This is a genomic window from Neisseria sp. HMSC073G10 (assembly GCF_001812605.1).
GTDB lineage: Bacteria > Pseudomonadota > Gammaproteobacteria > Burkholderiales > Neisseriaceae > Neisseria > Neisseria subflava_A.
Window position 1 is genome coordinate 96,260 of record NZ_KV809528.1, and the last position, 13,834, is coordinate 110,093.

The window sequence follows — 13,834 nt, forward strand, 5'->3', positions numbered from 1 at the left end:
AAAGGCCGTCTGAAAACATTTTCAGACGGCCTTTATTAATGAAGCAAAGGGTAGGTGGGATAACCGCCCTTTTTTAGTTGAAACCTTAGTTTTTTACAGCCCCAGCGACCAAGCATTTTGGTGTTCGGACAAGTCTTCCAAGCGGTTTTCGTAATGGGCGAAGATTTCTTCGATGATTTCGTCTTCGTCGTCGATGACGCGGATCAAGTTCAAATCCTCTTCCAAAATCAGGTTTCTGCCCAGCAACTGCTCGCGTATCCAGTCCAACAGCCCTGCCCAAAATGCTTTGCCCACTAAGATAATCGGGCGGTCGGGCGTTTTGCCGGTTTGTACCAAAGTCAGGCTTTCAAACAATTCGTCCAACGTGCCGAAACCGCCGGGCATGACGACATACGCCACGGCGTGTTTGACGAACATGACTTTGCGCGGGAAGAAGTGTTGGAATTTAATCGACAAATCTTGATACGGATTGGCTTTTTGCTCGTGCGGCAACACGATATTCAGCCCCACCGCCGGGCTTGCGCCTGCAAATGCGCCTTTGTTGGCCGCTTCCATAATGCCCGGCCCGCCGCCGGAAATGACGGAAAATCCGGCATCCGACAGTTTGCGTGCCAAGCGTAATGTGAACTCGTAGTCGGGATGGTTTTCGGGTGTGCGCGCGCTGCCGTAAATGCTGACGGCTGGCTGAATGGCGCGCAATTCTTCGCCGGCTTCGACAAATTCGGAAATAATCTTCAATACATGATACGACTCGCGCGCCTGAATATCGCGGCGTGTTTCGTCGGGCAGCATGGGTTTGGGCAGTTTTTTGAGCAGGCTCACGGCTTTTCCTTCGTGTTTTTATGTGCAGTATTGTAACCCGAAAGGGACGGGCCGTCTGAAAGTTGGGTTTCGGCGGCAAGTGTGCCTGCCACATTTTCAAAAGCCCGTTACAATATCTGCTTTTATTTTTACTGCTTTGCCATGCTCGATATTATCCACCGCGACAGCCGCACCATCGCCGTCAACAAACCTGCCGGAATGCTGGTGCACCGAAGCTGGTTAGACAAACACGAAACCCGTTTTGCCGTGCAGACCCTGCGCGACCAAATCGGGCAGCACGTCTATCCCGTCCACCGCCTCGACCGCCCGACTTCCGGCGTCTTGCTGTTTGCCCTCGATACGGAAGCTGCACGGTTATTGACGCAGCAATTTGAAAATAAAACCATCGAAAAAACTTATTGGGCGATTGTTCGCGGTCATCTGCCTTCAGACGGCCTGATTGATTACGCCCTCAAATATATGCCCGACAAAATCGCTGAAGCGCAGACCGAAGCGACTTTGCAGGAAGCGCAAACCGCCTATCGTTGTCTGGCACAAACCGAGTTGCCGTTCCAATCCGCACTGCGTTATCCGACCTCGCGTTATTCGTGGGCCGAACTCACGCCGCACACCGGCCGCAAACACCAACTCCGCCGCCATATGAAACACATTTTCCACCCCATCGTCGGCGACACCAACTACGGCGATTTGCGCCAAAACCATGCCGTTGCCGAACATATCGGCACGCAACGCCTGATGTTGCACGCGCGAAGCCTCAGTTTTCAAAGCATAGAAGACGGCAGCCGGATGACTGTACAAGCGCCGACAGACAACGACTGGCGGCTTTGGATGGAAAAATTCAAAATCGAGGCCGTCTGAAAAGCCAAACTGCACATTTTCAGACGGCCCGGTCATGGAAAAAAACAGGCAAATCCCTTACAATACGCCCCTAAAATTTTGAAAGAACACAAGAATCATGGAAGCCGAAGTAATCAACCAGCTTAACAACACCCTAAACGACTTGGAGAAGCGCAGCGAAGACATCCGCGTCTACATGGACTACCAAGGCAAAAAAGACCGCCTTGAAGAAGTCGTCGGCCTCTCCGAAGACCCGGAACTCTGGAACGACCCCAAACGCGCCCAAGAAATCGGCAAAGAGCGCAAAATCCTCGAAGGCATCGTGGTGACGCTCGACAACATCGCCACAGGTATCGAAGACAACCGCATGCTGATTGAAATGGCTGTCGAAGAAAACGACGAAGAAGGTTTCGCCGCCGTACAGGAAGATGTGGCCGGTTTGGAAAAACAAATGGCCGACCTCGAATTCAAACGAATGTTCAACCAGCCTGCCGACCCGAACAACTGCTTTATCGACATTACCGCAGGCGCGGGCGGTACCGAAGCCGAAGACTGGGCGGGCATGTTGTTCCGTATGTACAGCCGCTACGCCGAGCGCAAAGGCTTCAAAATCGAAATCCTTGAAGAAGACGACGGCGAAATCGCAGGTATCAACCGCGCCACCATCCGCGTGGAAGGCGAATACGCCTACGGCCTGCTGCGCACGGAAACCGGCGTTCACCGCTTGGTGCGCTACTCGCCGTTTGACTCGAACAACAAACGCCACACGTCTTTTTCATCCGTGTTTGTTTACCCCGAAATCGACGATTCCATCGAAATCGAAATCAACCCTGCCGATTTGCGCATCGACACTTACCGCGCATCGGGTGCCGGCGGTCAGCACATTAACAAAACCGACTCCGCCGTGCGTATTACTCACGAGCCGACAGGGATTGTGGTGCAATGTCAAAACGACCGTTCTCAACACGCCAACAAAGCCGCCGCGATGGAAATGTTGAAATCCAAACTGTACGAATTGGAAATGCGCAAACGCAACGAAGAGAAGCAGGCTTTGGAAGAAGGCAAATCCGATGTGGGTTGGGGCAGCCAAATCCGCTCATACGTTTTGGATTCCTCACGCATTAAAGACCTGCGTACAGGCTACGAAGTCGGCAACACCAAAGCCGTATTGGACGGCGACTTGGACGGCTTCATCGAAGCCAGCCTGAAACAAGGTGTGTAAACCGTAAGAGATAAACAGGCCGTCTGAAAGATTTCAGACGGCCTGTTTGTTGTTGAATATGGCAGTAACTATATCCACTGCGATGATTTATATTTCCAGCGGAAAAGGTTTTATCTATTTGAATAAGATAAAGTCTTATCAGCCTAAATGAAATACTGAACGCAGTAAATATATCCGTTTTTGGCCGCATGAAAAATACAATATAGAAAATCTAAAAATTAATGGGTTTTTAAATATGTAGGGCATGACGGAGATGGCCGCGATATGCTTGTTATGTAGCTATTGAGTTCTTTTTTAAATGCGAATATTAATCTTTTTGTAAAAATATGCTTTTTAATGTTTTGCAAATGCAAAGATTGACGGTAATATATGGTTTCCATAAAAATGATTGGTAGGTATAACAGGCCGTCTGAAGCCTGAGCCTGTCTAATATATAGGAGAACTCATAATGTCCGGTCAAAAGCCGTCTTCTGCCGAGAAAACCTTCTTCGGCCATCCTTTGCAATTATCCACCCTATTCCATATTGAGCTGTGGGAACGTTTTTCCTTCTACGGTATGCAGGGCATCCTGCTGATTTATCTGTATTACACCGCGAATCAAGGCGGTTTGGGTATGGATAAGGCTTTGGCCGGCGGTATTGTTGGCGCATACGGCGGCAGCGTTTACCTGTCCACCATTCTCGGCGCATGGTTAGCCGACCGCATTTGGGGCGCGGAGCGTACCCTGTTTATCGCCGGCATTGTCGTAATGATCGGCCATATTTTATTGGCGATTGTGCCGGGCTTGATGGGATTGCTGTTGGGCTTGGTGTTTATCGCGCTGGGCAGCGGCGGCGTGAAATCGTCTGCCGGTTCGATGGTCGGTTCTTTGTATGAACGGGACGACCTGCGAGAATTGCGTGATGCCGGTTTCTCCATTTTCTATATTTCCATCAATATTGGCGGTTTCTTAGGCCCTTTGTTGACCGGTATTTTGCAAGACAGAATGGGTTTCCATTACGGTTTCGGCGCAGCGGCCGTCGGTATGGCATTTGGCCTGCTGTGGTATTCGCGCGGCCGTAAAAACCTGCCGCATACGCCGGCTCCGAATCCGTTGCGTCCTGAAAAGATACAGACTGCAATAGCTGTCGGCGTGTTGCTGGTTTTGGTGTTGAGCAGCGTGATTGCTTCCGGCGCGCTCAATCTTGAGAACTTTTCACGCTGGCTTTTGGGCGTGGTCATTATCACCGTTATCGCTTATTTTGCACGTTTGCTGGGCAGCAGCCAAGTTGAGGCAGCCAATAAACGTTACATCATGGCCTATATTCCGCTGTTTTTGACTATTTGTATGTTCTGGGCGGTTTGGTTTCAGGTGTACACCGTTGCAACGGTTTATTTTGACGAAACGGTTGACCGTACTTTCTTCGGCTTTACCGTGCCTGTTTCATGGAAAGATTCGATACAGGCCATGTGGGTGGTTCTCTTTTCCGGCGTGATGGCCACGGTGTGGACGAAAATGGGCAAACGCCAACCTAAAACACCGTTGAAGTTTGCACTGGCCATGTTGGTAACCGGCGCCTCTTATTTGTGTTTCATTCCGTATATTTCATCCGAGACCCCGATGCCGATTATCGTGTTTATGCTGATGTTGCTGGCAATTACGATAGGCGAGTTGATGCTGTCGCCGATTTCGCTGTCGTTTTCCACCAAAATCGCACCGAGCATGTTTAAAACACAAATGGTTGCGTTGAATTTCTTAGCATTGTCCATTGGCTTTACCTTGGGCGGAGTGTTGTTTAAAGACTACTACAATGCTCAGTCGCCATTGGATTTCTACTGGATGCTGGCCACCATCGGCGCAGTAACCTGCGGTATCCTGCTGGTACTCACCCCAGTATTGAACCGCATGCTCAAAGGTGTCGATTGATTTTTCTATTTAAAATAATGTGATGTACACAGGCCGTCTGAAAAGAATCAGTTTTCAGACGGCCTGATGTTTTTATTGAGGTTTGGAAAAGGGTGGTTTTCCATATTTTTGAAGTAAATCGGACAGGCAGAAAATCCAAATTAAATGATACATGATTAAACTGAAATTAAAATTGTGAAATATTAAATAAGAATAAGAATTGTTCTCATAACTTTATTGAATTTATTAGGGTTTTTTTACTGATTTGCTGATATTTACCTTTAAATGGCTTTTGAAATTCGATAAAATGGTAACCTATTTTTAAGATTTGTCTGTCAACCAGTTAGGTACGACCATGTTGGCCAGTTACTTTCCCGTCCTCGTATTCATCCTCGTCGGCCTTGCGGCCGGCGTGCTGTTTATTCTGCTCGGCACAATTTTAGGCCCGAAACGTCACTATGCCGAAAAAGACGCGGCTTACGAATGCGGTTTTGAAGCCTTTGAAAACGCAAGGATGAAGTTCGACGTGCGCTATTACCTCGTCGCCATCCTCTTCATCCTGTTTGATTTGGAGGTCGCGTTCATGTTGCCGTGGGCTGTCGTGTTCAAAGATTTGGGCGCGTACGGCTTCTGGTCTATGCTGGTGTTTATCGTCGTTCTGACGGTGGGCTTTATTTACGAATGGAAAAAAGGTGCGCTGGAATGGGAATAGAAGGCGTTTTGAAAAAAGGTTTCATCACCACCAGCGCGGATACGGTGTTGAACTATATGCGTACCGGTTCATTGTGGCCGGTTACTTTCGGCTTGGCCTGCTGCGCCGTGGAAATGATGCATGCGGGTATGGCGCGTTATGACCTTGACCGCTTCGGCATCATTTTCCGTCCGTCCCCACGTCAGGCCGACCTGATGATTGTGGCAGGTACGCTGACCAACAAAATGGCGCCAGCCCTGCGCCGCGTATACGACCAGCTCGCCGAGCCGCGCTGGGTATTGTCTATGGGCTCGTGTGCCAACGGTGGCGGCTATTATCACTACTCTTATTCCGTTGTGCGCGGTGCCGACCGCGTCGTGCCGGTAGACGTTTATGTGCCGGGTTGTCCGCCGACTGCGGAAGCTCTGATTTACGGCCTGATTCAGCTCCAACAAAAAATCAAGCGCACTTCCACCATCGCGCGTGACGAGTAAGGAGAGGACGACATGGCAAGCATTCAAAACTTATACGAGACCGTCGTCGGCGTGCTTGGTGATCAGGCAAGCAAAGTCATTTCAGCTTTGGGCGAGATTACCGTCGAGTGTCTGCCCGAACACTATATTTCAGTCATGACCGCATTGCGCGACCATGAAGAGTTGCATTTCGAGCTTCTGGTCGACTTGTGCGGTGTCGATTACAGCACTTACAAAAACGAAGTATGGCAGGGCAAGCGCTTTGCCGTCGTCAGTCAGCTGCTTTCCGTTAAAAACAATCAACGCATCCGCGTACGAGTCTGGGTTTCAGACGACGACTTCCCCATAGTCGAATCCGTAGTCGATATTTACAACAGCGCGGATTGGTACGAACGCGAAGCCTTCGATATGTACGGCATCATGTTCAACAACCATCCGGACCTGCGCCGCATCCTGACCGATTACGGTTTCGTCGGACATCCGTTCCGCAAAGACTTCCCGATTTCCGGCTATGTGGAAATGCGTTACGACGAAGAGCAAAAACGCGTGATTTACCAACCTGTTACCATTGAGCCGCGCGAGATCACGCCGCGTATCGTCCGTGAGGAGAACTACGGTGGCCAATAAATTAAGAAACTACACCATCAACTTCGGCCCGCAACACCCTGCGGCGCACGGCGTATTGCGTATGATTTTGGAGTTGGAGGGCGAAACCATCGTCCGCGCCGACCCGCATATCGGCCTCCTTCACCGCGGTACTGAAAAACTGGCTGAAACCAAAACCTATCTGCAAGCCCTGCCCTATATGGACCGTTTGGACTACGTTTCCATGATGGTCAACGAGCAGGCGTATTGTTTGGCAGTAGAAAAGCTTGCCGGTATCGATGTGCCTATCCGCGCCCAATACATCCGCGTGATGTTCGCCGAAGTAACGCGCATCCTCAATCACTTGATGGGTATCGGTTCGCACGCCTTCGATATTGGCGCGATGACCGCCATCCTTTACGCCTTCCGCGACCGCGAAGAGCTGATGGACTTGTACGAAGCCGTTTCCGGCGCGCGCATGCACGCAGCCTACTTCCGTCCCGGCGGCGTTTATCGCGACCTGCCCGACTTCATGCCTAAATACGAGAGCAGCAAATTCCGCAACGCCAAAGTATTGAAGCAGCTCAACGAATCCCGCGAAGGCACCATGCTCGACTTCATCGATGCCTTCTGCGAACGTTTCCCGAAAAACATCGATACACTCGAAACCCTCCTGACCGACAACCGTATTTGGAAACAGCGTACTGTCGGCATCGGCGTTGTCACTCCTGAGCGCGCCATGCAAAAAGGCTTTACCGGTGTGATGTTGCGCGGTTCGGGCGTGGAATGGGACGTGCGTAAGACACAGCCTTACGAAGTGTACGACAAAATGGATTTTGACATCCCCGTCGGTGTGAACGGCGACTGCTACGACCGTTACCTCTGCCGTATGGAAGAAATGCGTCAATCCGTACGCATCATCAAACAATGTTCCGACTGGCTACGTGTCAATCCGGGTCCGGTCATTACCACAAACCACAAATTCGCTCCGCCCAAACGTACCGAAATGAAAACAGGTATGGAAGACCTGATTCACCATTTCAAACTCTTTACCGAGGGTATGCATGTTCCCGAGGGCGAGACCTACACCGCTGTCGAACATCCGAAAGGCGAGTTCGGCGTTTACATCATTTCAGACGGCGCAAACAAACCCTACCGCCTGAAAATCCGCGCACCCGGCTTCGCCCACCTGCAAGGCATGGACGAAATGGCAAAAGGCCACATGCTGGCTGACGTCGTTGCCATCATCGGTACGCAGGACATCGTATTCGGGGAGGTTGACCGATAATGTTATCCGCAGAATCCTTAAAACAAATTGATATTGAGTTGGCAAAATATCCTGCCGACCAACGCCGATCCGCTATTATGGGCGCATTGCGTATTGCCCAGACCGAAAAAGGCTGGCTCGCTCCCGAGACCATCGCCTTTGTCGCAGACTATATCGGCATCTCGCCTGCACAAGCCTACGAAGTCGCTACTTTCTACAATATGTATGACCTTGAGCCTGTCGGCAAATACAAACTGACCGTTTGTACCAACCTGCCCTGCGCCCTGCGCGGCGGTATGGCTACCGGCGAATACCTCAAACAAAAACTCGGTATCGGCTACGGCGAAACCACGCCTGACGGCAAATTTACCCTTGTTGAAGGCGAATGCATGGGCGCATGCGGCGACGCACCGGTCATGCTGGTTAACAACCACAGCATGTGCAGCTTTATGACAGAAGAAGCGATTGAGAAAAAATTAGCAGAATTAGAATAGATCGTCTGAACATATTCGGTTTGTAATTAAACTTACTAGTTATTCCAAAATTTTAAATTGTGATTTAAAAGTAACAATAAAAAGGGAAGCGGTTAATGAAAGGGATAATTGTTAAGTGGGATGATGAAAAAGGTTATGGTTTTATACGGATAGATGGTAGTAAACAAGAAATTTTCTGCCATATTTCTGACTTTTCCCAAAGAAGCCCTCGTCCTGAACTTAATGAGGCGGTTGGCTTTGAGGTATCTGCTAACGGAAAAGGAAAAAATGTTGCTAAACAGATTCGTTACTTGAATCGTGAGGCAAGAGATTTTAAGCGGAATCATAACCGTCGTTCGAGTGCAAAGAAAAAATCATTTTTTGCCTTAGATACGTCGTCTTCCATATTGACGAAATTGGTAGGGTTGGCACTTTTTGGGTTAATTGGTTATCAGATATATCAATTCGCCGCAGCAAAATTAGCCCCTAAACAAACTAATGCACCAGTAGAGCTTAATGATCCAGCTACGATACAAGCTAAAAAAAGCAATAGTAATAAATATCGTTGTGATGGCAGGCAATATTGTTCTCAGATGGTGTCATGCGAAGAGGCCAAATGGTTTTTACAGAATTGTTCTGATACCAAAATGGATGGTGATGGTGATGGGATTCCATGTGAAGATAAATGCGGTGGATGGTGATAACTTCAGCAAAGTAGACTAGGTCTATAACCATGAAAACGAAATACAAGGTCGTCTGAAATATCAACTTTAGTGAATCAACATATTTTATTTTAGACGGCATAGAGTCGATATACAAAGGTATATTAGGCCGTCTGAAAACAACGGCTGCAACCTATACGAAAACAAACAGGCACACCAAAAATGGCTATTTACCAATCAGGCGTGATTTTTGACCAAGTGGATACCGCCAATCCCGATTGCTGGACATTGGACGAATACGTCAAACGTGGCGGTTATACCGCCCTGCGTAAAATCCTGTCCGAAAACATCTCGCAAACCGATGTGATTGACGAAGTCAAAACCTCCGGCTTGCGCGGTCGTGGCGGTGCGGGCTTCCCGACCGGTTTGAAATGGAGCTTTATGCCCCGTTCCTTCCCGGGCGAAAAATATGTAGTTTGCAACACCGACGAAGGCGAGCCGGGTACATTTAAAGACCGCGACATCATTATGTTCAATCCTCATGCCCTGATTGAAGGCATGATTATTGCCGGTTACGCGATGGGTGCGAAAGCCGGCTACAACTACATCCACGGCGAAATTTTCGAAGGCTACCAACGCTTTGAGGCCGCTTTGGAGCAGGCTCGTGCCGCAGGCTTTTTGGGTAAAAATATTTTGGGTTCGGATTTTGAATTTGAACTCTTCGCCCACCACGGCTACGGCGCATATATTTGCGGCGAAGAAACCGCATTGCTCGAGTCGTTGGAAGGCAAAAAAGGCCAGCCGCGCTTTAAACCGCCATTCCCTGCTTCGTTCGGCCTGTACGGCAAACCGACTACCATCAACAATACCGAAACGTTCTCCTCCGTTCCATTCATTATCCGCGACGGCGGACAGGCATTTGCCGATAAAGGTATTCCGAATGCAGGCGGTACCAAATTGTTCTGTATTTCCGGCCATGTCGAGCGTCCGGGCAACTATGAAGTGCCATTGGGTACGCCGTTTGCCGAAGTCCTGAAAATGGCGGGCGGTATGCGTGGCGGTAAAAAACTCAAGGCCGTCATTCCCGGCGGTTCGTCCGCGCCAGTTTTGCCTGCCGATATCATGATGCAGACCAATATGGACTATGACTCGATTTCCAAAGCAGGCTCGATGCTGGGTTCCGGCGCGATTATCGTCATGGATGAAGACGTGTGCATGGTGAAAGCCCTTGAGCGTTTGAGCTACTTCTACTACGACGAGTCTTGCGGCCAATGTACGCCTTGCCGAGAAGGTACGGGCTGGCTTTACCGCATCGTCCACCGCATCGTAGAAGGCAAAGGCCGCATGGAAGACTTGGATTTGCTGGATTCTATCGGTAACCAAATGGCAGGCCGCACCATCTGCGCCCTTGCCGATGCCGCTGTCTTCCCAGTTCGCAGCTTTACCAAGCATTTCCGTGATGAGTTTGTGCATTACATCGAACACGGCGGACCGATGAAACCGAATAAATGGTGCTAAGTTTTCAGACGGCCTCTAAAAGAATTATTTATTAAATACCCGTAACTAGGAACGAACCATGTTACAAATCGAAATCGACGGCAAACAGGTATCTGTGGAGCAGGGCGCGACGGTGATTGAAGCCGCGCACAAGCTCGGTACTTATATCCCGCATTTCTGTTACCACAAAAAACTTTCCATCGCCGCCAACTGCCGTATGTGTTTGGTGGATGTGGAAAAAGCCCCCAAACCTCTGCCCGCCTGTGCCACGCCGGTTACAGACGGCATGATTGTGCGTACGCATTCGGCAAAAGCCCGAGAGGCGCAAGAAGGCGTGATGGAGTTCCTGCTCATCAACCATCCGCTTGATTGTCCGACCTGCGACCAAGGCGGCGAATGCCAGTTGCAGGATTTGGCGATGGGCTACGGCAAAACCACCAGCCGTTATACCGAAGAAAAACGTTCCGTCGTCGGCAAGGACATGGGTCCTTTGGTTTCCGCCGAGGAAATGAGCCGTTGTATCCACTGTACCCGTTGCATTCGTTTCACTGAAGAAATCGCCGGCGTGCAAGAAATCGCCATGGCCAACCGCGGCGAACACTCCGAGATCATGCCTTTTATCGGTAAAGCAGTGGAAACCGAATTGTCAGGCAACGTCATCGATTTGTGTCCTGTCGGCGCATTGACCAGCAAACCGTTCCGCTTCAACGCGCGTACTTGGGAGCTGAACCGCCGCAAATCCGTTTCCGCACATGACGCATTGGGCAGCAACCTGATTGTGCAAACCAAAGACCATACCGTCCGCCGTGTGTTGCCGCTGGAAAACGAAGCCATCAACGAATGCTGGCTGTCCGACCGCGACCGTTTTGCCTACGAAGGCCTGTATCACGAAAGCCGTCTGAAAAACCCGAAAATCAAACAGGGCGGCGAGTGGATGGACGTGGATTGGAAAACCGCGTTGGAATATGTTCGCAGCGCGATTGAATGTATCGCCAAAGACGGCAACCAAAACCAAGTCGGTGTTTGGGCCAATCCGATGAATACGGTTGAAGAGCTGTATCTGGCCAAAAAACTTGCCGACGGCTTAGGTGTTAAAAACTTTGCCACCCGTTTGCGCCAACAAGACAAACGTCTTTCAGACGGCATTAAAGGTGCGCAATGGTTGGGACAAAGTATTGAATCGCTGGCGGACAACGATGCTGTATTAGTAGTCGGTGCGAACTTGCGCAAAGAACAGCCGCTCCTGACCGCCCGCCTGCGCCGCGCCGCCAAAGACCGCATGGCTTTGAGCGTGCTGGACAGCAGTAAAGAAGAATTGTTTATGCCGCTTCTGTCTCAAGAAGCCGCACATCCCGACGAGTGGGCAGGCCGTCTGAAAAACCTGTCTGCCAATGCGGAACACGCCGTTACCGCCAGCCTGAAAAACGCTGAAAAAGCAGCAGTGATTTTGGGTGCGGAAGTACAAAACCATCCTGATTACGCCGCCATTTATGCCGCCGCGCAAGAGCTGGCAGATGCGACAGGCGCAGTGCTGGGCATTTTGCCGCAAGCCGCCAACAGCGTTGGTGCGGATGTCTTGAATGTAAACTCCGGCGAGAGCGTTGCCGAAATGGCAAATGCGCCGAAACAGGCAGTCTTGCTGCTCAATGTCGAGCCTGAAATCGATACGGCGGACGGCGCAAAAGCCGTAGCCGCGTTGAAACAGGCGAAAAGCGTGATGGCGTTTACGCCGTTTGTCAGCGAAACACTGCTGGACGTGTGCGACGTATTGTTGCCGATTGCGCCGTTTACCGAAACATCAGGCAGCTTCATCAATATGGAAGGCCGTCTGCAATCTTTCCACGGCGTGGTACAAGGCTTCGGCGATTCGCGTCCGATGTGGAAAGTGTTGCGCGTATTGGGCAACCTGTTTGACCTGAAAGGTTTTGAATACCACGATACCGCTGCGATTCTGAAAGATGCGCTGGATGCGGAAAGCCTGCCGTCCAAACTGGACAACCGCAGCACATGGGCAGGGGAGGGCGTTCAGACGGCCTCAGACCGCCTCGTCCGTGTCGGCGGCGTCGGTATTTATCACACTGATTCTATCGTGCGCCGTTCCGCGCCGTTGCAGGAAACCAGCCATGCCGCCGTGCCTGCCGCGCGTGTAAATCCAAACACATTGGCACGCTTGGGGCTGCAAGACGGACAAACCGCTGTCGCCAAACAAAACGGCGCAAGCGTATCGGTTGCAGTCAAAGCCGATGCCGGTTTGCCTGAAAACGTGGTGCATCTGCCGCTGCATACCGAAAATGCCGCGCTGGGTGCGTTGATGGACACTATTGAACTGGCGGGAGCTTGATCATGCAAGAATGGTTCCAAAACCTCTTTGCCGCAACGCTCGGTCTGGGCGATTTGGGTATCACCGTAGGCTTGGTGGTATCCGTCATCGTCAAAATCGTGATTATCCTGATTCCGCTGATTCTGACCGTTGCCTACCTGACGTATTTCGAACGTAAAGTCATCGGCTTTATGCAGCTTCGCGTCGGTCCGAACGTGACCGGCCCGTGGGGTCTGATTCAGCCGTTTGCCGACGTGTTCAAACTCTTGTTTAAAGAGGTAACCCGTCCGAAGCTGTCAAACAAAGCCCTGTTCTACATCGGCCCGATTATGTCGCTTGCTCCCTCTTTTGCGGCGTGGGCAGTGATTCCGTTCAACGAAGAATGGGTGCTGACCAACATCAATATCGGCCTTTTGTACATCCTGATGATTACCTCGCTGTCGGTTTACGGCGTGATCATCGCGGGCTGGGCTTCCAACTCCAAATATTCGTTCTTGGGCGCAATGCGTGCTTCCGCGCAAAGCATTTCCTACGAGATTGCCATGAGTGCCGCGCTGGTGTGCGTCGTGATGGTATCGGGCAGTATGAACTTCTCCGACATCGTTGCCGCACAAGCCAAAGGTATTGCCGGCGGTTCGGTATTCTCTTGGAACTGGCTGCCGCTCTTCCCCATCTTCATCGTCTATCTGATTTCCGCCGTTGCTGAAACCAACCGCGCGCCGTTTGACGTAGCAGAGGGTGAATCTGAAATCGTTGCCGGCCACCACGTCGAATACTCCGGCTTTGCATTCGCGCTGTTCTTCCTTGCCGAATACATTTTCATGATTCTGATTGCCGCGCTGACATCGCTGATGTTCCTCGGCGGCTGGTTGTCTCCGTTCCCGCAAAGCTGGGGCATTGTCGGCACGCCTTCCGCATTCTGGATGTTCGTGAAAATGGCAGCGGTTCTGTACTGGTATCTGTGGATACGCGCAACCTTCCCGCGCTACCGTTACGACCAAATCATGCGTTTGGGCTGGAAAGTGCTGATTCCGATCGGCTTCGCCTACGTCGTGATTTTGGGCGTGTGGATGATTTCACCGCTGAATTTGTGGAAATAG

General features: G+C 50.8%; 13 protein-coding genes. 12 read left to right on the plus strand and 1 reads right to left on the minus strand.

Annotation, left to right across the window (positions count from 1 at the left end):
• Window positions 1–93 precede the first annotated feature (93 nt).
• Entirely contained in the window at window positions 94–822 is a 729-nt protein-coding gene (locus HMPREF2865_RS06405; RefSeq protein WP_003686578.1) for an LOG family protein, read from the minus strand.
• Window positions 823–963: 141 nt separating this feature from the next.
• On the opposite strand from HMPREF2865_RS06405, the gene truC reads away from it, so the two are divergent.
• The 12 genes from truC (at window position 964) to nuoH (ending at window position 13,834) form a co-directional block, all read left to right on the plus strand.
• Window positions 964–1,680 (plus strand): tRNA pseudouridine(65) synthase TruC, encoded by a 717-nt coding sequence (gene truC / locus HMPREF2865_RS06410; RefSeq protein WP_070646572.1) that lies wholly within the window; start codon window positions 964–966, stop codon window positions 1,678–1,680.
• Between the two features lie 97 nt (window positions 1,681–1,777).
• Window positions 1,778–2,881 carry a peptide chain release factor 2 gene (gene prfB, locus HMPREF2865_RS06415; protein WP_003681666.1) on the plus strand — a complete coding sequence of 368 codons (1,104 nt, stop codon included), beginning with the start codon at window positions 1,778–1,780 and terminating at the stop codon, window positions 2,879–2,881.
• A gap of 448 nt (window positions 2,882–3,329) precedes the next feature.
• A complete protein-coding gene (locus HMPREF2865_RS06420; RefSeq protein ID WP_070646478.1) occupies window positions 3,330–4,787 on the plus strand; it encodes an oligopeptide:H+ symporter in 1,458 nt (485 codons plus the stop codon).
• A gap of 334 nt (window positions 4,788–5,121) precedes the next feature.
• The gene (locus HMPREF2865_RS06425; protein WP_003686600.1) at window positions 5,122–5,478 is read left to right on the plus strand and encodes an NADH-quinone oxidoreductase subunit A; all 357 of its coding nucleotides are present in this window, start codon (window positions 5,122–5,124) and stop codon (window positions 5,476–5,478) included.
• Window positions 5,469–5,951 carry a NuoB/complex I 20 kDa subunit family protein gene (locus tag HMPREF2865_RS06430; protein ID WP_002215610.1) on the plus strand — a complete coding sequence of 161 codons (483 nt, stop codon included), beginning with the start codon at window positions 5,469–5,471 and terminating at the stop codon, window positions 5,949–5,951. Before HMPREF2865_RS06425 ends, HMPREF2865_RS06430 begins: the two co-directional genes overlap by 10 nt.
• 12 nt (window positions 5,952–5,963) lie before the next feature.
• Window positions 5,964–6,557 (plus strand): NADH-quinone oxidoreductase subunit C, encoded by a 594-nt coding sequence (locus tag HMPREF2865_RS06435; protein ID WP_049332999.1) that lies wholly within the window; start codon window positions 5,964–5,966, stop codon window positions 6,555–6,557.
• On the plus strand, window positions 6,547–7,803 hold the full coding sequence (gene nuoD / locus HMPREF2865_RS06440) for an NADH dehydrogenase (quinone) subunit D (protein WP_070646479.1): 1,257 nt from the start codon (window positions 6,547–6,549) through the stop codon (window positions 7,801–7,803). Before HMPREF2865_RS06435 ends, nuoD begins: the two co-directional genes overlap by 11 nt.
• Complete coding sequence (gene nuoE / locus HMPREF2865_RS06445) at window positions 7,803–8,276, plus strand: NADH-quinone oxidoreductase subunit NuoE (RefSeq protein ID WP_004467713.1); 474 nt, start codon at window positions 7,803–7,805, stop codon at window positions 8,274–8,276. Before nuoD ends, nuoE begins: the two co-directional genes overlap by 1 nt.
• A gap of 95 nt (window positions 8,277–8,371) precedes the next feature.
• Window positions 8,372–8,956 (plus strand): cold shock domain-containing protein, encoded by a 585-nt coding sequence (locus tag HMPREF2865_RS06450; RefSeq protein WP_070646480.1) that lies wholly within the window; start codon window positions 8,372–8,374, stop codon window positions 8,954–8,956.
• Window positions 8,957–9,139: 183 nt separating this feature from the next.
• Entirely contained in the window at window positions 9,140–10,435 is a 1,296-nt protein-coding gene (gene nuoF, locus HMPREF2865_RS06455; protein WP_003676995.1) for an NADH-quinone oxidoreductase subunit NuoF, read from the plus strand.
• Between the two features lie 58 nt (window positions 10,436–10,493).
• Window positions 10,494–12,755, plus strand: coding sequence for an NADH-quinone oxidoreductase subunit NuoG (nuoG, locus tag HMPREF2865_RS06460; RefSeq protein WP_070646481.1), 2,262 nt, complete (start codon window positions 10,494–10,496; stop codon window positions 12,753–12,755).
• A gap of 2 nt (window positions 12,756–12,757) precedes the next feature.
• Window positions 12,758–13,834: an NADH-quinone oxidoreductase subunit NuoH gene (nuoH, locus tag HMPREF2865_RS06465; RefSeq protein WP_070646482.1), complete on the plus strand. Its 1,077-nt coding sequence runs from the start codon at window positions 12,758–12,760 to the stop codon at window positions 13,832–13,834.

Bases quoted from the DNA above. Each gene is read 5' to 3' on its own strand.
- nuoG (WP_070646481.1), top strand. From the start codon at position 10,494: ATGTTACAAATCGAAATCGACGGCAAACAGGTATCTGTGGAGCAGGGC.
- truC (WP_070646572.1), top strand. From the start codon at position 964: ATGCTCGATATTATCCACCGCGACAGCCGCACCATCGCCGTCAACAAA.
- HMPREF2865_RS06420 (WP_070646478.1), top strand. From the start codon at position 3,330: ATGTCCGGTCAAAAGCCGTCTTCTGCCGAGAAAACCTTCTTCGGCCAT.
- HMPREF2865_RS06425 (WP_003686600.1), top strand. From the start codon at position 5,122: ATGTTGGCCAGTTACTTTCCCGTCCTCGTATTCATCCTCGTCGGCCTT.
- nuoE (WP_004467713.1), top strand. From the start codon at position 7,803: ATGTTATCCGCAGAATCCTTAAAACAAATTGATATTGAGTTGGCAAAA.
- HMPREF2865_RS06435 (WP_049332999.1), top strand. From the start codon at position 5,964: ATGGCAAGCATTCAAAACTTATACGAGACCGTCGTCGGCGTGCTTGGT.
- nuoH (WP_070646482.1), top strand. From the start codon at position 12,758: ATGCAAGAATGGTTCCAAAACCTCTTTGCCGCAACGCTCGGTCTGGGC.
- prfB (WP_003681666.1), top strand. From the start codon at position 1,778: ATGGAAGCCGAAGTAATCAACCAGCTTAACAACACCCTAAACGACTTG.
- HMPREF2865_RS06450 (WP_070646480.1), top strand. From the start codon at position 8,372: ATGAAAGGGATAATTGTTAAGTGGGATGATGAAAAAGGTTATGGTTTT.
- nuoF (WP_003676995.1), top strand. From the start codon at position 9,140: ATGGCTATTTACCAATCAGGCGTGATTTTTGACCAAGTGGATACCGCC.
- HMPREF2865_RS06430 (WP_002215610.1), top strand. From the start codon at position 5,469: ATGGGAATAGAAGGCGTTTTGAAAAAAGGTTTCATCACCACCAGCGCG.